The sequence below is a fragment of the Streptomonospora halophila genome (assembly GCF_039542725.1).
GTDB lineage: Bacteria > Actinomycetota > Actinomycetes > Streptosporangiales > Streptosporangiaceae > Streptomonospora > Streptomonospora halophila.
The window spans coordinates 94834-114795 of sequence record NZ_BAABIK010000001.1; the positions used below are offsets into that span (position 1 = coordinate 94834).

A 19962-nucleotide genomic window follows, 5' to 3' on the forward strand; every position below is an offset into this window, starting at 1 on the left:
CGGTACCCGCACGCGAATCCGACGGCCCGCGCAGAACCGAAACCGAGACCGGCCCCGTCCGCCCCGCACACACCGACCGCCGCGCACGGCCCACCGCCCGCACCGGCACCGCAGCAGCAGGAGGAGACATCCCATGGCAGCCAAACCGTTCGCGTCCTCGGCCGACCTCGGCGAGAAGGAGCAGACCCTGGAGGTCCTCGCCGACGGCGTCTACGCGCTGACCGCCCAGGGCGACCCCAACATCGGCGCGATCGAGGGCGAGGACTTCCTGGTCTGCTTCGAGGCCCTCGCGACGCCCACCGCCGCACGCGAGTGGCTGGCGCGGCTGCGCGAGCACACCGACAAGCCGGTGCGCTACCTGGTGCTCTCGCACTACCACGCGGTGCGTGTGCTGGGCGCCAGCGCCTTCGGCGCCGACGTGATCGTCGCCCACGAGAAGACCCGCGAGCTCATCGCCGAGCGCGGCGAGGCGGACTGGGCCAGCGAGTTCGGCCGCATGCCGCGCCTGGCCAAGGACCCCGACTCGGTGCCCGGCCTGACCTGGCCGACCCTGACCTTCTCCGACCGCGCCTCCATCGAGCTGGGCGGCGACCGCGGACGGCTGGAGCTGCGCTACCTGGGCCGCGGCCACACGGAGGGCGACATCGTCGCCTGGCTGCCCCGGCAGCGCATCCTCTTCGCCGGCGACCTCGTCGAGGCCGAGGCCGCGCTCTACACCGGCGACGCGTTCCACCATGACTGGGCCGGAGGGACCCTCGACGGCGTCGCCGCTCTGCGCGCCGAGGCGCTCGTCGGCGGGCGCGGACCCGTCACCCGCGGGCGCGAGGCGGTCGACGCGGCCGTCGCCCAGACCCGCGACTTCCTCCGCACCATGATCGCCGAGGTGGGCGCGGTGCACGCGCGCGGCGGCTCCCTCAAGGACGCCTTCGCCGCCGCGCACGCGGCCCTGGTCGACGGCTACGGCCACTGGCCCATCTTCGAGCACTGCCTGCCCTTCGACGTTGCGCGGCTGTGGGACGAGCTGTCGGGGATCGAGCGCCCCGTCGTCTGGACCGCCGAACGCGACCGCGAGGTCTGGGACCGGCTCCAGGGCTGAGCACCCGTCGGAGACAGCGAGCGAACGGAGGCGACATGCCCGAGGCACCCGTACCGCCCCCCGCGCCGCCCGCCGACACCGGCGCGGCGCCCGAACCCGTGCTCGTGCTGGGCGCGGGGCCGGTCGGCCAGACCGCTGCGCTGCTTCTGGCGCGCTGGGGCGTGCCGGTGACCATCGTCGACGCCCGCCCCGAACGCGCCGCCGCCGGGTCCAAGGCCATCGTGCAGCAGCGCGACGTGCTCGACGTCTGGGACACCCTGGGCGCCGGCGCGGTCGCCGAGGAGGGGCTCACCTGGGACACCGCCCGCACCTTCTACCGCGACCGCGAGCTGTTCAGCGTCCGGCTGCGCGACCGCGGCGCCTCGCCCCTGCCGCCGTTCGTCAACCTCTCGCAGTCGCGCACCGAACGCATCCTGGACGAGCGCATCGCCGCCGCCGGGCTGCGGGTGCGCTGGAGCCACGAGGTCACCGCCATCGACCAGGACGCCTCCGGCGTGCGGGTGCGGTGCGCGACCCCCACCGGCGACGTCGAGCTGCGCGGCTCCTACGCGGTGGCGTGCCTGGGACCGCACGGGCGCGTGGCGCGCGAGGCGGTCGGCGCCGACTTCGGCGGCGCCAGCTTCGACGACCGGTTCCTCATCTGCGACATCCGCGCCGACCTGCCCGGCTGGGAGCGCGAGCGGCGGTTCTACTTCGACCCGCGATGGAACCCGGGCCGCCAGATCCTCATCCACCCCTGCCCCGACTCGGTCTTCCGCATCGACTGGCAGGTGCCGCCCGACTTCGACCTGGAGCGCGAGGAGGCCGAAGGCGGACTGGACCGGCGTATCCGCCAGATCATCGGCGACCGCCCCTACGAGATCGTGTGGCACTCGCTCTACCGGTTCCACACCCGGGTCGCCGACCCGATGGGCGCCGGACGGGTGCTGCTCGCCGGCGACTGCGCGCACCTGGTCGCCCCGTTCGGCGCGCGCGGCCTCAACTCCGGCGTGCACGACGCCGAGAACGCGGCCTGGAAGCTCGCGTTCGCCCTCAAGGGCTGGGCCGATCCCCGGCTGGTCGACACCTACGCCGCCGAGCGGCTGGCCGCCGCCCGCGACAACGCCGAGATCACCGGCGCCACCATGCGCTTCCTGGTGCCCCGCACCCCCGAGGAGCACGCGCACCGGTCGAGCGTGCTGGAGAGCGCGGCCTCCGACCCGCGGGCGGCCTCGCGGGTCGACTCCGGGCGGCTGTTCGAAGCCTTCTACTACACCGACTCGGCGCTGACCACCCCGTGCGCGGGCCGCCCCTTCCCGGGGCGCCCGCCGCGCGGCGAGCCCCCGGTGCCCTGCCCCGGCGTGCTCGTGCCCGACGTCCCCCTCAGCCTCGCGGAGCGGCCCGAAACCACCCGGCTGCGCACGCTGGCGCGCGAGGGCGTCACCGTGCTCGCCACCAGTGCGCGCGGCGCGCAGGCGGCCCGCGCCGCCGCGCGGCGGGCCACCCCCGCTCCCGTCAGCGCCCTGGTCCTCGCCGACGCCGACCCCACGGGCGCGCTGGCCGCGGCGCTGGACGCCCGCCCCGGCGAGGTGTGGCTGCTGCGCCCCGACGCCCACATCGCCGCGGTCTGCGACGAGGACGACACGGCGGCCGTCACCGCGGCCGTCCACACCTGCCTGGGCGGGGGCGCACCCGCCGCCGCGCGGGCTCCGCAACCAGGAGAGGAGCAGGACGGTGGCGTACTACCGGCGAGTGGGTGAGGTTCCGCCCACACGGCACACCCAGCACCGCACGCCCGAGGGCGGGCTGTACTACGAGGAGCTGATGGGCGAGGAGGGGTTCTCCTCGGACTCCTCGCTGCTGTACCACCGCAACATCCCCTCGGCGATCGTCGACGCCCGCCCGTGGGAGGTGCCCGACCAGGCGCGAACGCCCAACGCACCGCTCGTGCCGCGCCACCTCAAGCTGCACGGGCTCTTCGGCGAGGAGTGGAAGTCCGCCGACGCGGTGACCGGGCGGCGCCTGGTGCTGGGCAACGACGACGTGCGCCTGTCCTACGTCGTCGCGGGCGAGGCCTCGCCGCTGTACCGCAACGCCATCGGCGACGAGTGCGTGTACGTGGAGTCGGGCCGCGCGTCGGTGGAGACCGTGTTCGGCACCGTCGAGGCCGGCGAGGGCGACTACGTCCTGCTGCCGCGCGCCACCACGCACCGGTGGGTGCCCGAGGGCGGCGAGCCGCTGCGGGCCTATGCCATCGAGGCCAACAGCCATATCACCCCGCCCAAGCGCTACCTGTCGCGGTTCGGCCAGTTCCTGGAGCACGCGCCCTACTGCGAGCGCGACCTGCGCGGGCCGTCCGCGCCGCTGCTGGCCGAGGGCACCGACGTCGACGTGCTGATCAAGCACCGCGGCGGCGGCCCCGGCGGTATCGCCGGCACCCGCTACACATACCCGGCCCACCCCTTCGACGTCGTGGGCTGGGACGGCTGCCTCTACCCGTACGTGTTCAACGTGGCCGACTTCCAGCCCATCACCGGGCGGGTGCACCAGCCGCCGCCCGTGCACCAGGTCTTCGAGGGGCACAACTTCGTGGTGTGCAACTTCGTCCCGCGCAAGGTCGACTACCACCCGCTGTCGATCCCGGTGCCCTACTACCACTCCAACGTCGACTCCGACGAGGTCATGTTCTACTGCGGCGGCGACTACGAGGCCCGCAAGGGCTCGGGCATCGGCCCCGGCTCGATCTCGCTGCACCCGGGCGGGCACTCCCACGGCCCCCAGCCCGGGGCCTACGAGGCCAGCGTCGGCGTGCAGGCGTTCGAGGAGCTGGCCGTCATGGTCGACACCTTCCGCCCGCTGGATCTGGGCGAGGGCGGCCGGGACGCCGAGGACCCGGGCTACGCCTGGACATGGGCCGGCGGCCGGAGGCCGCGGTGAGCCCGGAGCGCGCGCAGGGCGCCGGCCGGGCGGGCGGGGCGCCCGCCGGGGCGGGTGCGGCGGCGGCCGCGGCGGGTGCGGCGACCGCGCCCGCCGGCACGCCCCAGCTGTATGCCGCGCTGCTGGACGACGCCGCGCTGTTCCCGCCGGGCGAGGCCCCGATGGACGAGGCCGTGGCCGGGCACCTGCGCTACCGCGTCGGCCCGCAGGCGCCGCTGACCGGGCCTTTCGTCGTGGCGGCCGGGCGCTTGGCCGAGCTGGGCCGGGTGCTGCGCGGGCATCCGGGCTCGCCGCTGGCCGTGTGCGTCACCGTGCCCGAGGGGCCGGGCGGGCTGGGGCCGGCGCTGGAGGAGGCGGCGGCGCTGCCTCTGGTCGAGCCGGTCGCGGTCGAGGTCGCCGCCGGTGCGGCCGGGGGCGGCGCCGACGGCGGAGAGGCCGCCGCGGAGGTGGCGCGGGCGGCCGCCGCGCTCGACCGGCACCTGCCCCGGAACGCGGCCGGGTTCGTCGAGCTGCCGCGCGGCGCCGACCCCGGCCGGTGCCTCGACGCGCTCGCCGGCACCGCGCACCGCGCCAAGCTGCGCACGGGCGGCACGCGGGCCGACGCCTTCCCCGGCGAGGACGAGCTGGCCGGTGCGCTGTGCGCCGCCGCGGAGCGCGGCCGGGCGCTCAAGTGCACCGCCGGGCTGCACCACGCCGTCCGGTACACCGACCCCCGCACGGGGTTCGAGCACCACGGGTTCCTGAACGTGCTGCTGGCGGTGCACACAGCGCTGCGCGGCGGCGACCGCGCCGATGCCGCCGAGGTGCTGGCGCTGCGCGACGGTGCGCGCGCAGCGGCAGCGGCGGCCGGGCTCGGCGCGGAGGAGGCCGCCGCCGTCCGCGCCCTGTTCTCCTCGTTCGGCACCTGCAGCGTGCTGGAGCCGCTGGGCGACCTGGTGGCCCTCGGCCTGCTCTCGCCCGCGGTACTGGAGTGACCCCCGCCTCCGCCCGCGCCGCCACCTGCACCGCAGCGGGTGAGGCCGGGTCCGCCGCCGACCGCACCTTCGACCCGAGAGGACCACTTCCGTGCGCGTTCCCCAGACCTGGCTCGGCGTCGCGGCCGACGACCCCTTCGGCCCGGCCAACCTGCCCTACGGCGTCTTCAGCACCCCCGACCGGCGGCCCCCGCGCGTCGGCGTGGCCGTCGGCGAGTGGGTGCTCGACCTGGCCGCGGCCGCCCACGCGCTCGACGCGCCCTTCGCCGAGGCCGCCGACGCCCCGGTGCTCAACCCCCTGATGGCCCGGGGGCCCGAGACCTGGCGCGCGGTGCGCGCGACGCTGACGGCGTGGCTGAGCGACCCCGCCTACGAGGAGGCGCTCCGTCCGCACCTGGTCGAACGGGCGGGTGTGCGGCTGCACCTGCCGTTCGAGGTGGGCGACTACGTCGACTTCTACTCCTCGGAGCACCACGCGGCCAACCTGGGCCGAATCCTGCGGCCCGGCCAGCCGCCGCTCACCCCCAACTGGAAGCACCTGCCCATCGGCTACCACGGACGTTCGGGCACCGTGGTGGTCTCGGGGACCGAGATCGTACGGCCCATGGGACAGCGCAAGCCGCCGTCCGCCGAGGAGCCGGAGTTCGGACCGTCGGCGCGGCTGGACATCGAGGCCGAGGTCGGGTTCGTCGTGGGCGCGCCCGCTCCGCGGGGCGGCCGGGTGCCGGTGTCCGACTTCGCCGAGCACGTGTTCGGGGTGTTCCTGGTCAACGACTGGTCCGCCCGCGACCTGCAGGCCTGGGAGAACGTGCCGCTGGGGCCGTTTCTGGGCAAGTCCTTCGCCACGTCGGTGTCGCCGTGGGTGGTTCCGCTTGAGGCCCTGGAGAACGCCCGCGTGCGGCCGCCGGAGCGCGACCCCGAGCCGCAGGAGTACCTGCGCGACGCCGCGGGCGAGCCGTGGGGACTGGACCTGCGGCTGGAGGTGCGGCTCAACGGCCACACCGTCTCGCGCCCCCCGTTCTCGGCCATGTACTGGACGCCCGCCCAGCAGCTCGCGCATCTCACCGTCAACGGCGCCTCGCTGCGCACCGGCGACATCTACGCCTCGGGAACGGTGAGCGGCCCCGGAGCCGGCGAGCAGGGCTCGCTCATCGAGCTCTCCGCCAACGGCGCCGAGCCGCTGGAGCTGCCCGGCGGCGGCACCCGCGGGTTCTTGGAGGACGGCGACACCGTCACCATCGTGGCGAGTGCGCCGGGCCCGGGCGGAGCGGTGATCGGGTTCGGCGAGGTCGCCGGGCGCGTGCTGCCCGCGCAGGGCTGAGACGCACGCGCAGGCGGCGGGCCCGCGAGGGACGCGGCCCGGGCCGGGGCGCGCGCCTGTGTGGCGCGGCGCCCCGGCCCGGGGATAGGGCGTCGGGGATCGTCCCGGATCAGCCGAGGTCGTAGACGCGCACGTAGTCGATCTTCATCTGCTGGGGGAACTGCGTGCTGGCGTCGGGGTCGCCGGGCCAGGACCCGCCCACGGCCACGTTCAGGATCATGAAGAACGGGTGGTCGTAGACCCAGGGGTTGCCGCGGGTGTCGGCGGGGGTGAACGTCTGGTAGGCGTTGCCGTCGACGAACCAGGTGATGGACTCCGGGCTCCACTCCACCGCGAACGTGTGGAAGGTGTCGGCGAACGCCCAGCCCTGCGGGTGGTAGTAGGAGCCCGTGATGGGGTTGCCGCCGGAGTAGCCCGGGCCGTGCAGCGAGCCGTGCACATCGGCGGGCTTGCTGCCGATGTTCTCCATGATGTCGATCTCGCCGCTGTTGGGCCAGCCGACCTGGCCGAGGTCGTTGCCCAGCATCCAGAAGGCCGGCCAGATGCCCTGGCCGATGGGGATCTGGATGCGGGCCTCGAAGCGGCCGTAGGCGTGCTCGAACTTGCCGGCGGTGTTCATCCGGCCCGAGGTGTACTGGCAGTACCCGTAGTGGCACTGGTAGTCGCCCGGGTTGCCCTTGCGGGCGGTGATGACCATGTTGCCGTTGCCGTCGTGGGCGAGGTTGTCGCGCCGGTTGGTGTAGTACTGCAGCTCGTCGTTGCCGCCGCCGTCGCCGTTGACCTCGACGTTCCACTTGCCGCCGTCGGGGGCGGTGCCGGCCGGCCGGTTGAACTCGTCTCTCCAGATCAGCGCGCCGGCGGACTTGGCGGCGTTGTCTGCGGCGACGGGGGCGGCCTCGGGGGAGCCGGCGCCGTCGGAGGTGTTCAGGGCGATGAGCCCGGCGGCCGCGGTCGCCGCGGCGCAGGCCACCGCGGCCGCGCTGATCAGCGGACCGCGGCGGCGCCGGTTCTTCCGGGGGGTTTCGGTGTCGGTGTTCATCCTTCAGACCGATCCGGGCGCCTACCGGCCCGCGCGCGGCATGGCCGCAGCGGGGTGACACGGACCGGGCGCGCCCTTGTCGACAGGGGGCGTGGGACGGCCCGCCCCGGGACTCGGCCGCCCGCGCAGAAGGCGGACGGCCGCGGAGCGGGCCTGACGTGCGCATCACTGAAATGCACACAAAAGTCACCCTATGTAGTTGGCAATGAACTTTACTAAATCTGCGTAAAGTGCCGCAAGGGGTGCAGGGCCTAAGATTCCGCGATCGCCGCCGTGGAGTCGCCCACACCCCGCTCCCGTCCGCCGCACCACCCCGACAAGCCCGAATCCCCGACCGAACACCACGTCCCGCCACCGGTTCGGTGTTCCCTAGGCACCGAGCGATGAGTCTGCCGTCGCCGGGTGGCGGAAGTCCGTTGCGGAGCGCAGAAGCGGCGGAACCAGCACCCGTGCGTCGCCGCGGCGGTACAGGGCCGCCGGGCGCCCGGACTCCATGACGCGCCGTTCGCCCGTCGGCTCGACGAACCCCGCGGTGCGGGTCACCTTGCGGCGGACTGGGGTCCAAGGGAAGGCCCCAGACCACTTCGTAGACCGCGCGCAGGTCGCTGATGGTGAAGGGCTCGGTGCAGAAGGACGTGGCGACGGTGGTGTACTCCAGCTCCGACCGGGCCCGCTCGACGCCGTCGGCGAGGATCTGCGCGTGGTCGAAGGCCAAGGGGAAACCGTGCCCCAGCGCCTCGCCCACGGGGCCCACCAGGCGACTTGCAGCCGGTCGCGGCCCGCAACGCGGCCGCCTTCGCCTGCACGTTCATGGACCTGTTCACACCCGAACGGCAGAGCTGGCCCGGACGGGCGAGTCGGCCGCCGGCGCCGAGGGTCGGTCCAGGCGCCGGCGGTCTCCTCTCAACCCGCCCGGGTGCAATAGGTGTGCGAAGCGTCCCGACGGTGGGGGAAGCCGCGGGTCAGGCGGTGCGGCGCATGCCGGCGCAGGCGACTTCGGCGAGGCGGCGCTTGGCGGAGCCGTCGGCTCCGGGTGCGGCGGTGCGCGAAAGGCACCCCACCAGCAGGGCCATGACGTCGGCGGGCTCCAGGTCGGCGCGAACGGCTCCGGCGCGCTGGGCGCGGGCGAGCAGGCGGCCTACGGCGCCCGTGACGTCGTAGTCGGGGTCGGCGGCGATCGCTCCCTTGTCGAATGCGGTGCCGCCGAGCGCGTCGCTCAGCCCCCGGTCCATCGCCCCCTCCTCGACCAGGAAGCCGAAGTAGGAGAACAGCGCCTCGCCGGGCGCCTCGCTCCCGGCGAGCGCCTCGGCCCGCCGGACGTAGGCGTGCAGGCGCTTGAGCAGGATGGCCCGGAACAGCGCCTGCTTGGTGGGGAAGTGGCGGCTGACCGTGCCGGTGCCGACACCGGCGCGCCGCGCGATCTCGTGCACGGGCACCGACAGGCCCTCGGCGGCGAACACCTCCTGCGCCACCTGGAGCACCCGCTCCCGGTTGCGCCGGGCGTCGGCACGCAGCGGCCGCGCCTCCGGCGCCGCCGGTCCCGTGGTCTCGCGCTCGGTCCCCATAGGCTGATCCGCTCCGTGCTCGCCCACCCGCCCGCGGGCCGGAAGGCTCAGGCGAGTGGTCAGGATAGCGCGGGGCACGCGACCCGTTCGAGAAGGGTGAAACGTGTGCACACTCCCGAACGCGGCGGTGTGACCGGCGTCCCCGCACTGGAAGGGAACCGCCCGCGGCGGCGGCCCGTTGTCCCAGCGGCTTCGCGCCGCTGCGGCCCTGCCCCCGCCGCAGTCCCCGCCCCCTCCACCCGCCGCGCCTGCCGTCGGCGGCCGCGACCGCATCCCGGTCCCTCCGCCGGTCACGCGTGCATCCGAGTGCGCACCCGCACCGCCCGGCACCAGCACCGCCCGGCATCCGCCGCCTGCTCGGCGCGGCTCACCGGCGGCTCCCCGACCTCCGTGCGCCCGTGCGCGCCTCCTCCGCCGGTCGGCGGGGGCCTCACCGAACGCGCACCGGTCCCACCGGGTGAACCACATCGCTGCGGAACCCCGGGACCCCCGGGGAAACCGCGCCGGACCCGCTGGGACCCCGCAACCCCCGCTGTTCCCGGCATCGACCACGGGATGCCGCGACGTGCTGACCACCCCGGACGCGGGGGAGGCCGGCCTCTGCGCAAGTGCCGGCCGCCCCCGCCGTCCGGCGGACGTCAGTGCCCCGGGCGCCAGGTGCCCTGCGCGACCTGGGGGACGAACGAGTCCAGCTTGGCCGCCTCACCCCGGTCGGAGAGGTCGATGCGGCGGCCCTCCTGCGCCGACATGTAGGCGGCCATGAGCAGGCGCGTCACCTGCAGGCCGTCGTCGAGTCCCTCGTCGGGCGCCCGGCCGTCGAGGAACCGGGTGACCATGTGGCGGTTCTCCTCGGTGTAGCCGTAGGCGCCCGCCTCGTCCGGCAGCACCGGCATCAGCCCGCCCTCGGCGTTCTGCTTCTCCACCAGGTCCTCGCCCGGTCGGCCCGCGACCTCGCGGCTGAGGAACACCTTCGCTTCGGTGTCGAGGCTGTTGACCTGCATCGCGTACTCCGGGCCCAGCAGCTCGAAGCTGAGCCGCAGTCCAGCGCCGACGTAGCTCCACGACGTGGTGCCCTCGGCCACGACCTCGTCGCCGTCGCCGTTGCGGAACACGATCGTCGAGCGGGCGTAGTCCTCCGCCGGGCGGCCGCGGTAGTCCACCTCCGGCCCGTAGCGGCGCATCAGCTCGTCGGCGTAGGCGGGCCGCGACCACTTCAGGCAGGCGATGGTGGCGTCGACGCTCACGGGCGTGAGCCACTCCGACGCCGGCACCCCGGGCGGGGACAGCAGGTAGCGCCCGGCCTCCACGCTGTGGCACATCATGTCGTTCAGGACGCCGCCGCCCTGCTTCTCTCCCTGCCAGAACCACCCCTTGTGCGGCCCGCTGTGCTCCTCGGCGCAGCGGGCGAGATACGGAGAGCCCGCCGCCGCGGCGCCGCGCGACCACACCAGGTCGTGCGCGCGCACCACGCCCGGCGCGAAGACCTGGTTCTCCAGGTAGCCGTGCAGCAGCCCGGCCTCCTCGACCAGCCGCTTGACCTCCTCGGCCTCGGCCACGGTGCGGCCCAGCGGCTTCTCCACCGCGATGCCGCGCAGCCGCGCGCGCCCCGAGGCGACCTCTTCGGTGATGGCGCGCACGGTCTCCACGCGCACGTGGTTGGGGGTGGTCACCCAGACCGCGTCCACCGCCGGGTCGCGCACCATCTCGCGGACGTCGGCATAGGCGGCGGGGGCGCCGACGCGCTGCTCGCGCGCGAGGTCGCAGAGCCGGCGCACCGCCGACTCGGTGCGGCCGCAGACAGCGGTCACGTCGGCGTGGCGCACGCCGCGGAACGCGCGGGTGTGGAAGTCGGCGATGAATCCGCTGCCGACGATTCCGACTCCGAGCCGGTCGCTCGCCTGTGCTGTCACGTTGGTCTCTCCAAATCCGTGAATGGGTGCCGCGGGGCGATCGCCGATCACTGCCGCAGCCTCTTCTGCCTGCCGTAGGCGGTCAGGACGATGACGAGCACCACGCCGTAGATGATCTGGCGGGGCGCGTCGCCCCACTCCCCGCCGCCGATCTGCATGATCCGCAGCAGGGAGTCGAGGACGGTCAGCAGGATCGCGCCGATGGCGGTGCCCACGTAGCCGCCGACTCCGCCGACCAGCGCCGTGCCTCCGATGACGGCCGCCGCCACGCTGTTGAGCATGTAGTCGGTGCCCAGGCTGGTGTAGACGTTCTGGGAGTAGCCGAGCAGCAGCAGCCCGCCCACGCCCGCGAACAGCGACGACAGCACGTAGGCGGAGAACTTCACCACCGAGGTGTTGACGCCGGAGAGGTAGGCGGTCGTGGGGTTGGCGCCCACCGCGTACAGCCGCCAGCCGAAGGGGCTGCGCCGCAGCAGCCAGACGACCAGGACCGACAGCCCCAGCCAGAGCCACAGCACCCCGGGTATACCGGCCACGGTGTCGCCCGCGACCAGGGTGCGCAGCATCGGCGCGGCGGAGCCCTCGGGCCGCCCGCCGGTGTAGAGCCGGATGAACCCGGTGACCACCGCGATCATGCCCAGCGTCATCACCAGCGGAGGCACGCGGAAGACCAGCACGCCCACCGCGTTGACGACCCCCACGACGCAGCACGCGCCCAGCGCCAGCAGCACCGCCGTGAGGATGCCCTCGTCGGAGCCGGCCATGAACCGCGAGGCGACGATGGCCGACAGGGTCGCGGTGGCGCCCACGGACAGGTCGATCCCCTCGCCGCCGGCGATGATCACCAGCGTCTGGCCGATCGCGATCACGCCGAGGAACGACGCCACGGTCATCAGCGTGACGAACTGGCCCCAGCTCGCGAACTCGGGGGAGACCAGCGCCGCGGCCACCCACAGCAGCACGGCCACCGAGCCCGAGATCACCACCGGGTCGCGCGCCAGGCGGAGTGCGAGCGGGGTCCGCGCCGGGGCGGGCGCCTGCTCGGGAGCGCCGGGCGCCCCGGCTCCCGGCCGGGCGGTGTCGACGTTCATCGCGTCCCTGCCTTTCCGCGCGTGAATGCCGGCCGACGCACGCCGCTGCGGGCCGTCAGCAGCCCGGCCAGCGCGATGGCGGCGATGATGATGCACCCGTAGACGAACTCGCGGGCGTCGGTGGGCACCCCGGCGAAGAACACCAGGCTCTGGATCAGCGACAGCACGATCGCGCCCACCAGGGCGCCGCCGACCCCGCCCGAGCCGCCCTTGAGCCGGGTACCGCCGATGACCAGCGCCGCGATCGACCCCAGGGTCAGCTCGGTACCCAGCGTGGGATCGCCGGCGCCGGAGTCCGCCAGCAGCGCGACGCCGGCCAGCGCGGCCACCGTGCCGCCCGCCACGTAGGAGAAGACGCGCACCGACGAGACCGGCACCGCGGAGGTGTAAGCGGCGTCGGCGTTGCCGCCCACCGCGTAGAGGTACTGGCCGAACCGGTGCTGGCGCAGCAGCCGCCAGGCCAGCCACAGCGCCAGCAGCAGCACGGCGGGGATGGGGATGTACAGCGCCAGCACCATGCCGAAGGTCTGCGTGAGCGCGGGCGATGCGGTGCCGCCCGGCTGCGGCAGCACCAGCAGCGCCAGGCCGCCGAAGACCGAACTGGTGGCGAAGGTCGCCACGATCGGCTGGAGCCGGAGACCGGCCACCACCAGGCCGTTGACGAGTCCGCACGCGGCGCCGGTGGCCAGGCCTGCGGCCAGGGCCAGCGGCAGGCGCGAGTTGTCGCCGTCCATCAGTACCACCGACACCGCCGACGCGAGCGTCACGATCGTGCCGATGGACAGGTCGATCCCGCCGCCCAGCACGATGATGGTCTGCGCGGCGGCGATGGTGGCCACCGGCAGGAACGTCGCGAAGCTCGCGCTGAGCGAGTAGGGGGAGAAGAAGTCGGGCTGGAGCACCACCGAGGCCGCGAGCGTGATGACCAGCAGCGCCGCGACGGCAAGCGTCGGCATGCGCGCCGACGCCGCCGACCGCGCCACCTGGGCCAGCGGCCCGGGCGCGGCCGGCGCCGGCCCGGCGTCGGGGGAGCGGGTGGGTGTGGGCGTACTCATCGCCTTCCTCGGTGTGGGAGCGGCCGCCTGCGGTGCGGCGCGTGCGCCGTACGGGCGGGCCGGAGGGCCGTGCGGGCGCCGGCGGGTGTGCGGGGTGGCGGGGATGCGGGGGATGCGGAGGGCACCGGGGCGGTGGCGCCGCGGGCGGCGGGGTGCCGCGTCGCCGCCGAGCTCACGCGCCGCCGCCGTTGTCGGTGGAGGCCGGGGCCGAGCGCGCCGGGTCGGACTCCGCGCCGCCCGGATCGCCGCCGGAGGCCGCCCCTGAAGGTCCGGCCCCACCGGTGTCCTCCTCCGGGACGGCGTCCTCCGGACCCGACGTCCCGCGTGGAGCACCTGCGGTCGGCGTTCGGGGCCGGGCCTCCGGGGCGGGTGCTTCCTGCGCGGCCTCTCCGGTGCCCGCGTCCGGCCGGGCCTCCGCGGTCGGCGCCGGGGGCCGGTCCTCCGCGGAGGTCGCCCCCGGCGCGGGACCGGAGGCAGCGGTGCCGTTTGCTTCGGTGACGTGCATGGCGCTGGCGATCAGCGTGTCCTCGGTGAGGCGCTCGCCGGCGACCTCGTCCACGACGCGGCCCTCGAACAGCACCAGGACCCGGTCGCAGACCTCGACCAGCTCGCGGTCGTCGCTGGAGCCCAGCACCACCGCCGCTCCGGCGGCCGCCAGCTCCGCGACCACGGCGAACATCTCCGCCTTGGCGCCCACGTCGATTCCCTTGGCGGGGTCGTCCATCAGCACGACCCGGGGATCGGTGGGGAACCACTTGCCCACGACGATCTTCTGCTGGTTGCCGCCCGACAGCGTCGAGACCGGGTCGTCCAGCGATCCGTAGCGGGTGCCGATGCGCTCGGCGACGGAGCGCGCCTCGGCGGCCTCGCGGCGCTTGGACAGCGCCACGCCCAGCGCGGCCCGCCGGCCCACCGAAGGCAGCGCGAAGTTCTCCAGGATCGGACGGCCCAGCGCGAGCCCCTGCACGCCCCGGTTGCCGGGCACGTAGGCGAAGCCCGCGCGCACCGCCTGCTTGGGCGAACGCGGGTGGACGGAGCGGCCGCCGAGCCGCACCGTGCCGCCGGAGCGCCGGCGCGCACCGAATAGCGCGGCCAGCAGCTCCGACTGCCCCTGTCCCTGCAGTCCGCCCAGCCCCAGCACCTCACCCGGTCGGACCTGGAAGGACACGTGGTCGAGGCGGTCGCCGGTGAGGTCGGCGACCTCCAGCAGCGGCTCGGATCCGGCGCTGCCGGAAGCAGTGGCGCCCCCGGCACCGCCGGTCACCGAACCGTCGGCTCCCGACGCGTCGGTGACCGGACTGCCGGTTACCGGACCTCCGGCGCCGGCCGCCGCACCGCCCGGGTGCGCGGCCGCCGGCGCCGAGCCTTCCGACATCAGCTCCACCAGTTCGGCCTCGGCGGTCTCTCCGACCGCGACCGTGGTGACGTCGCGGCCGTTGCGCATGATCGTCGCGCGGTCGCAGACCGCCCGGATCTCGGCCAGCCGGTGGGTGATGAACAGGATGAGCACGCCGCGCTCGCGCAGCTCGGCGACCACGTCGAAGAGCACACGCACCTGGGCCCGGCGCAGCGAGGCGGTCGCCTCGTCCAGCACCAGCACGCGCGGGTCGCGCACCAGCGCCTTGCAGATCTCCACGACCTGCCGTTCACCGGGATCGAGGTCGGCCACCCGTTCGTCGGCGGGCACCCGGCCGCCGAAGGCCGGGGCGAAGCGCTCCAGCCACGGCCGTGCGCGCGCCCGGGCGGCGCGCCGGTCGCGCAGCCCGAACCGGGTCGGCTCGACGCCCAGCACCAGGTTGTCCAGGACCGTGAAGTCCTCGATCAGGGACAGCTCCTGGTAGACGGCGCTGACCCCGGCGGCCAGCGTGTCGCGCGGGCCGCGCGGGCGCAGTCGTCGGTCCTCCAGCAGGACCTCGCCCGCGTCGGGCCGAACCACGCCCGTCAGCACCTTCAGCAGCGTCGACTTGCCCGACCCGTTGGGGCCCAGCACGGCGTGCACGCTGCCCGCCTCGGCGCCGAAGTCGGCGCCGGCCAGGGCGGTGACGCCCCCGTAGCGCTTGCGCACGCCGCTCATCCGCAGAAGCGGCGGTGTGTCCACAGCTCTCGTGTCCACAGCTCTCTCCCTGCTCCGCCCGCCCGGAGCCGGGGCGCGGGTACGCCCGGCCCCGGCGCCCGGGTCACTTGAAGTAGCTGTCGGCCTTCTCGGCGCTGATGCTGTGGTCGACGGCGTAGGCGTCCGGCTTGTCCTCCACCTCGGCGAAGCGCTCGTCGAAGTTCTCGTCGGTCACGGTCTCGGGGATGGGCAGGTAGATCGTGTTGCCGTCCTCGATCGCGCCGTTTGCGAACTCCCCGCCCTGCAGCATCCGCACCACCACGTGCAGCGCCGACACCGACACCGACGGCGGGTTCGGCACGCCGATGCTGGAGAAGTCCTCGTCGGACTCGCGCAGCTTGTTCCACTCCTTCATGTAGCCCACGCGGGCCTCGCCGGTGATGGCGACCTCGTCCTCCAGGCCCTCGGCCTGCAGCGCCTGCATGGCGCCCAGCGCCATGCCGTCCTGGACGAAGACGCCGTCCACGTTCGGGTTGCTGGCCAGCAGGTCGCGGGTGACGGTCTGGCCCTTGCTCTGGTCCCATTCGGCGAAGTCGTTGGCCACGACCTCCACGCCGGCCTCGTCGAACACCTTCTGGGCACCGGACCAGCGGGCCTCGTTGGCCGGGTGGCCGTCGATGCCGTTGACCGCGATGACCCGGCCGCCGTCGCCGACCTCGCCGGCCAGCCACTCGGCCGAGATCGAGGCCCACTCGGCCTGGTCGATGACCACGTTGGTGACGTGCTCGGACTCCACCGCCTGGTCGATCGCCACGATCTCGATCCCCTGGTCGGCCGCCTCGGCGAAGACCTGGTCCAGGGCGGTGGGGGAGTTGGGGTTGACGATGATCGCGTCCACGTCGGAGCGGATCAGGTTGCGGATCTGCTGGATCTGGCCGTTGACGTCGACATCGGCGCTCTCGACCACGAGTTCGTCGACGACGCCGTCGGACTTGTACTCGGCGAAGGAGTCCTCCAGGACGGAGAGCATCTGCTCCCGCCACTCGCTGCCGATGAAGCCGTTGCTGACGCCGATGGTGAAGGGGCCCTCGGACTCCCCGCCGCCGTCGTCGGTTGCTTGCGGGTTGCTGCACGCGGTCGCGGCGAGCACGATGCCCGCCGCGGCGAGCGCGCCGAGGGCGCGGGGGCCGAAGCGCCGGCGCGGATTCCAACCCATGGTGGGCCTCCAAGTGCCTGAGAAGGGGGATCGGTCGGTCGGTGGGTGGGGGGATGGGGATGGGGGATGGGGGATGGGGTCCGCGAGGAGAGGGGGTCCGCGAGGAGATGGGGGCGGAAGTGGGTGTTGGTGTGGAAGCGGGAGGGGGACGCAGGTGAGCGGGACGGGAGCCGGTCTCGGGGTCGGGGTCGGTATCGGTTTGTTGGTCTGGAGCGGGGCTCGGCTTCGGCTGAGTGCGGCGGCCGGGGCGGGGTTAAGGCGCCGCCGCGGTGGCCCCGGCTGCCTGAGCGGCGGCCAGGGCTCGGTCGATCTGCTCGGGGGCCAGGACGTGGTCGATGGCCAGGCGGCCCGCGCCCAGCGCGCCGCCCGCCTCGCGGGTGCCGGCGGGGATGACCGTGAGCCGGTGGGTCGCCAGCGGCAGCGACCGCTGGTAGATGACTTCACGGACGCCCGCAAGCAGGGGTTCGTGCGCCGAGGCCAGCACGCCGCCCACCACGATGGCTTCGGGGTTGAAGAAGTTGACGAGCCCGGCGAGAACGTCGCCGATGGCCCGCCCTGCCTCGCGCACCAGGCGTACCGCCAGCGGGTCGCCGCTGCTGACCAGTTCGACGACCGCGCGGCCGTCGGCGGCGGGCACGCCGGCCTCGCGCAGCCGCGCGGCCAGCGCTGCGCCGCCGGCCACCGCCTCCAGGCAGCCGGAGTTGCCGCAGCGGCAGTGCGCGTCGTCGGCTCCGGGCACCCGGATGTGCCCGATGTCGCCCGCGCTGCCCTGGGCGCCGCGGTGCAGCCGTCCACCGGCGATGATGCCGCAGCCGATGCCGGTGCCGACCTTCACGAAGAGCAGGTGGTCCGCGCCGGTACCGCCGTGGCGGACCTCGCCGAGCGCGAGCGCGTTGACGTCGTTGTCCACGAGCACTTCCAGCGGGTAGCGCGAGGTGAAGTACGCGGGTACGGGGTACTCGTGCCAGCCGGGCATGATCGGCGGGTTGACCGGCCGCCCGGTGGCGAACTCGACGGGACCGGGCACGCCGATCCCGATCGCCTTGACCGCTGACAGCGGGCGCCCCGACGCGGCGAGCAGTTCGTGCATGCGGTCGTCTATGTGGCTCAGCACGTGCTCGGGGCCCTCGGTTATGTGCAGCGGGGCCTCGGTATCGGCCAGCACAGCACCGCCGATGTCCATCAGCGCGACGCGGCAGTGCGTGGCGCCGAGATCGACGCCGAGCACGCAGTTGGACTCGGTGTTCAACCGGAGCACCCGCGGCGGTCGTCCTCCGGTGGAGGCGCCGCTCTCGCGCTCCTCGACGATCCCGTGGGCGATGAGCGTGTCGACGCGCTGAGCGACCGTCGACCGCGCCATGCCGGTCAACCGGGCCAGCTCGGCCCGGGTGTCGGCATCCCCTCGGCTGATGATCCCGAGGACATCGCCCGGTGAGTTCACGGGGGGCTCCGTTCTCCTGGTGTAGCCGTCGGCGCGCAGCGCGCCGACGAAAGGTTGGGGGAGGGGCGAAGAAAGGTCGGGGGGTTCGGGAGGTTCGGAGGTTCGGGAGGTCGGGGGAGGGTCAAGCAGGCTGTGACCCAGGCCACGAATCTACGCACGCTTATGTCGCGCGTCAATACCCCTTCTGACGAAAATCGTTAGAAGTGTCGCAAAATCAGCCACGAATGAGGCAGAAGGAGGGGCGGAGGGGGCCGACAGGCAGTCTCGGGCAGAGAGAGGCGGCGAGGGGCGGCGAGGGGTGCTGAGCGGCAGCGGGGGGTGCTGAGCGGCAGTGAGGGGCGGTGGTTGGCCGAACCCGCGGTCCTCGGTCCGGGTACCCGCCGGTCGCGGTCGCGACGGGGCAGTGAGGGGCGGTGGGTGGTTGGGCCCGCGGTCGTCGGTTCGGGTGCTCGCCGGTGGCGGTCGCGTCGGGGCGGCGAGGGCGGTGGGTGGTTGGGCCTGCGGTCGTCGGTTCGGGTGCTCGCCGGTGGCGGTCGCGTCGGGGCGGCGAGGGGCTGGAGTTGCTGCGTGCAGTGCGGTGGGCATTTCGGGTATATCGGCCCGAGCCCGGTGGGGTGGGGCGCGCGAGCCGAAGCGAACCAGCGCAGCGGCATCGCAGCCGCACCCTGCTTCCGTGATGCGGAATAGTGTGGGGTGTTTTGTCCTGTTTCCCTCGATTCGGCGGGTGGCTCGGGTGTCCGCGTTGCGACGAGACCCCTGAAAACAGCGCTTCAGGGCCGCTGCGGGGTGCATTCGGGCCGACTCGTCGCCGCCGGCGGCCTGCAGAAGCTCTCGGTCTGGGGTGCAATTGGGGCATACATACCGGAATCGCCTCGTGTGGCGGGGGTATGCGGCGCGTTGGAGTGCGACGGCCTGCATCAGGGCGATCTCGTCGCATGCCGGGGTCGCCGAATGCCCGCAATGCCCGGTTTGTGCCCGCCGTGTGCGCCACCGTCCCGCACGGTCACCGTCACGGAGTTAGATTAAATCGGGCATGGGTGCTTCGGTCCGGCCCGCGCGGGCGAGAGGCCGCGCCGAAACCCCCTAAACGCTTGCGGCCGACCCGCCCGCATCACCACCTTCGACCGCGGCCCTCGCTGCTCCCGCCGCCGGGGTCACCCGCGGGCACCCGAACCGCCGACCGCAGGCCCGGCCCTCCGCCGCCTTTGCTGCCTCGCCGCGACCGTCACCGGCGGGCGCCGGGGCCGATGGCCGCGGGCTGGACCACCCGCTGGCCTCGCCGCCCCGTCGGGTGCGCAACCGGCGAGTATGCGCACCGATGTTCGCGGGCTGGGCCGCCCGCTGCCTTTGCTGACTTTGCTGCACGACAAGGACGGCTTTCCCACTCGGCGGGTCTACGAGGGGGAACCGGGCAGGGCGGTGCTGCGACTGATCACGTGCGGTGGAGCGTTCGACGGCGCCGGCGGCCGCTACACGGCCAACGTCGTCGTATACGCCCGTCTCGTCGGCTGACTGCAGAGGTGGGGCGTGTGGTCAGTCGGCGGGGTCGGGGGGCCAGGGGGCCAGCAGGGGGAGCCGTGCGGCGGATGTGTCCAGGTCGCCGTCGGTGCTTCGGCCGGCCATCCACGCCGCGAGGTCGCGGAGGGTGCCCGCGACCTCGACCGGCGTGCCCGCGCCTGTGGTGCGGCTGAAGCCCGTGTCGGTCGCGCTGACGGTCAGGCGCAGTCCCGGCGGTGTCCGGGGGGCGAGGAAGTCCAGGGCATGCAGCGCGAACGGCAGCGGCCAGTGGCGGGGCCGGTAGCCGAGGTCGAGGTCGACCGCGTGGATCTCCGCCTCACGCCAGCGCGCCAGGGCGGTGTCCAGCACCGTGGCGTTGCGGAAGCGGACCGGGCGGTGCCAGTCGTCGGCGCTCAGCCCGGCCCACACCTCCTCCAGGTCCCGCTGGGCCGACTCGAGGTCGCCGCGGAGGAGCGGCAGTGGGCGGCGGGCGCCCTGTTCGACGGCGCGGTCGCGTCCCCGTTGACCGTCGTCGTACACGGCGACGAGCCGCCCCTGGAGCGCGTAGCGGGCCTGCCGTTCGAAGGCGCGTGCGTTGTCCGCCAGATGCTGGAGCACGTGCCCGCGGGACCACCCGGGCAGCTCCGTGGCCGCCGCTGCGGGGTCGTCGTCGCCCTTCCGCCGGTCGAGCAGCTGCAGTATGCGCGCGTGGGCCTGGGCTACTCGCCGGGTCAGCTCCGGGGGAGTCGTCGGTGATTCGGACACGGGGGCAGCCTACGTCTCGAGCG

At 74.2% G+C, this 19962-nt stretch carries 15 protein-coding genes; 6 read left to right on the top strand and 9 right to left on the bottom strand.

Translation table 11 applies throughout. The features are described from left to right. The first annotated feature begins 133 nt into the window (after positions 1-133). The 5 genes from ABEA15_RS00415 (at position 134) to fahA (ending at position 6307) form a co-directional block, all read left to right on the top strand. Positions 134-1096: an MBL fold metallo-hydrolase gene (locus ABEA15_RS00415; protein WP_345554948.1), complete on the top strand. Its 963-nt coding sequence runs from the start codon at positions 134-136 to the stop codon at positions 1094-1096. 35 nt (positions 1097-1131) lie between these two features. Then, positions 1132-2835 (top strand): FAD-dependent monooxygenase, encoded by a 1704-nt coding sequence (locus ABEA15_RS00420; RefSeq protein WP_345554949.1) that lies wholly within the window; start codon positions 1132-1134, stop codon positions 2833-2835. After that, complete coding sequence (locus ABEA15_RS00425; RefSeq protein WP_345554950.1) at positions 2810-4012, top strand: homogentisate 1,2-dioxygenase; 1203 nt, start codon at positions 2810-2812, stop codon at positions 4010-4012. Before ABEA15_RS00420 ends, ABEA15_RS00425 begins: the two co-directional genes overlap by 26 nt. Continuing rightward, entirely contained in the window at positions 4009-4986 is a 978-nt protein-coding gene (locus tag ABEA15_RS00430) for a hypothetical protein (protein WP_425579340.1), read from the top strand. The genes ABEA15_RS00425 and ABEA15_RS00430 overlap by 4 nt, the downstream gene beginning before the upstream one ends. Positions 4987-5077: 91 nt before the next feature. After that, on the top strand, positions 5078-6307 hold the full coding sequence (fahA, locus tag ABEA15_RS00435) for a fumarylacetoacetase (protein WP_345554951.1): 1230 nt from the start codon (positions 5078-5080) through the stop codon (positions 6305-6307). A 109-nt stretch (positions 6308-6416) separates the two neighbouring features. Here fahA and ABEA15_RS00440 read toward each other — a convergent pair whose 3' ends face one another. The 8 genes from ABEA15_RS00440 to ABEA15_RS00480 all read right to left on the bottom strand — a co-directional run bounded on the left by ABEA15_RS00440 (position 6417) and on the right by ABEA15_RS00480 (position 17677). Beyond that, on the bottom strand, positions 6417-7346 hold the full coding sequence (locus tag ABEA15_RS00440; RefSeq protein WP_344140254.1) for a glycoside hydrolase family 16 protein: 930 nt from the start codon (positions 7344-7346) through the stop codon (positions 6417-6419). A 962-nt stretch (positions 7347-8308) separates the two neighbouring features. Beyond that, on the bottom strand, positions 8309-8911 hold the full coding sequence (locus ABEA15_RS00450; protein WP_345554952.1) for a TetR/AcrR family transcriptional regulator: 603 nt from the start codon (positions 8909-8911) through the stop codon (positions 8309-8311). A 638-nt stretch (positions 8912-9549) separates the two neighbouring features. Further along, a complete protein-coding gene (locus ABEA15_RS00455) occupies positions 9550-10821 on the bottom strand; it encodes a Gfo/Idh/MocA family protein (RefSeq protein ID WP_345554953.1) in 1272 nt (423 codons plus the stop codon). A 47-nt stretch (positions 10822-10868) separates the two neighbouring features. Next, positions 10869-11912, bottom strand: a complete 1044-nt coding sequence (locus ABEA15_RS00460) for an ABC transporter permease (RefSeq protein ID WP_344140248.1) — start codon at positions 11910-11912, stop codon at positions 10869-10871. Then, a complete protein-coding gene (locus ABEA15_RS00465) occupies positions 11909-12967 on the bottom strand; it encodes an ABC transporter permease (protein ID WP_345554954.1) in 1059 nt (352 codons plus the stop codon). Before ABEA15_RS00465 ends, ABEA15_RS00460 begins: the two co-directional genes overlap by 4 nt. A 172-nt stretch (positions 12968-13139) precedes the next feature. Continuing rightward, the gene (locus ABEA15_RS00470; RefSeq protein WP_345554955.1) at positions 13140-15080 is read right to left on the bottom strand and encodes a sugar ABC transporter ATP-binding protein; all 1941 of its coding nucleotides are present in this window, start codon (positions 15078-15080) and stop codon (positions 13140-13142) included. A gap of 64 nt (positions 15081-15144) precedes the next feature. Beyond that, a complete protein-coding gene (locus ABEA15_RS00475; RefSeq protein WP_345554956.1) occupies positions 15145-16236 on the bottom strand; it encodes an ABC transporter substrate-binding protein in 1092 nt (363 codons plus the stop codon). A 253-nt stretch (positions 16237-16489) separates the two neighbouring features. Continuing rightward, positions 16490-17677 (bottom strand): ROK family transcriptional regulator, encoded by a 1188-nt coding sequence (locus ABEA15_RS00480; RefSeq protein ID WP_345554957.1) that lies wholly within the window; start codon positions 17675-17677, stop codon positions 16490-16492. A 1308-nt stretch (positions 17678-18985) separates the two neighbouring features. Here ABEA15_RS00480 and ABEA15_RS00485 point away from each other — a divergent pair. Then, entirely contained in the window at positions 18986-19189 is a 204-nt protein-coding gene (locus ABEA15_RS00485) for a class F sortase (protein ID WP_345554958.1), read from the top strand. Positions 19190-19210: 21 nt separating this feature from the next. Here the strand turns inward: ABEA15_RS00485 and ABEA15_RS00490 are convergent, their stop codons facing one another. After that, positions 19211-19939 (bottom strand): maleylpyruvate isomerase family mycothiol-dependent enzyme, encoded by a 729-nt coding sequence (locus tag ABEA15_RS00490; protein WP_345554959.1) that lies wholly within the window; start codon positions 19937-19939, stop codon positions 19211-19213. Positions 19940-19962 lie beyond the last annotated feature (23 nt).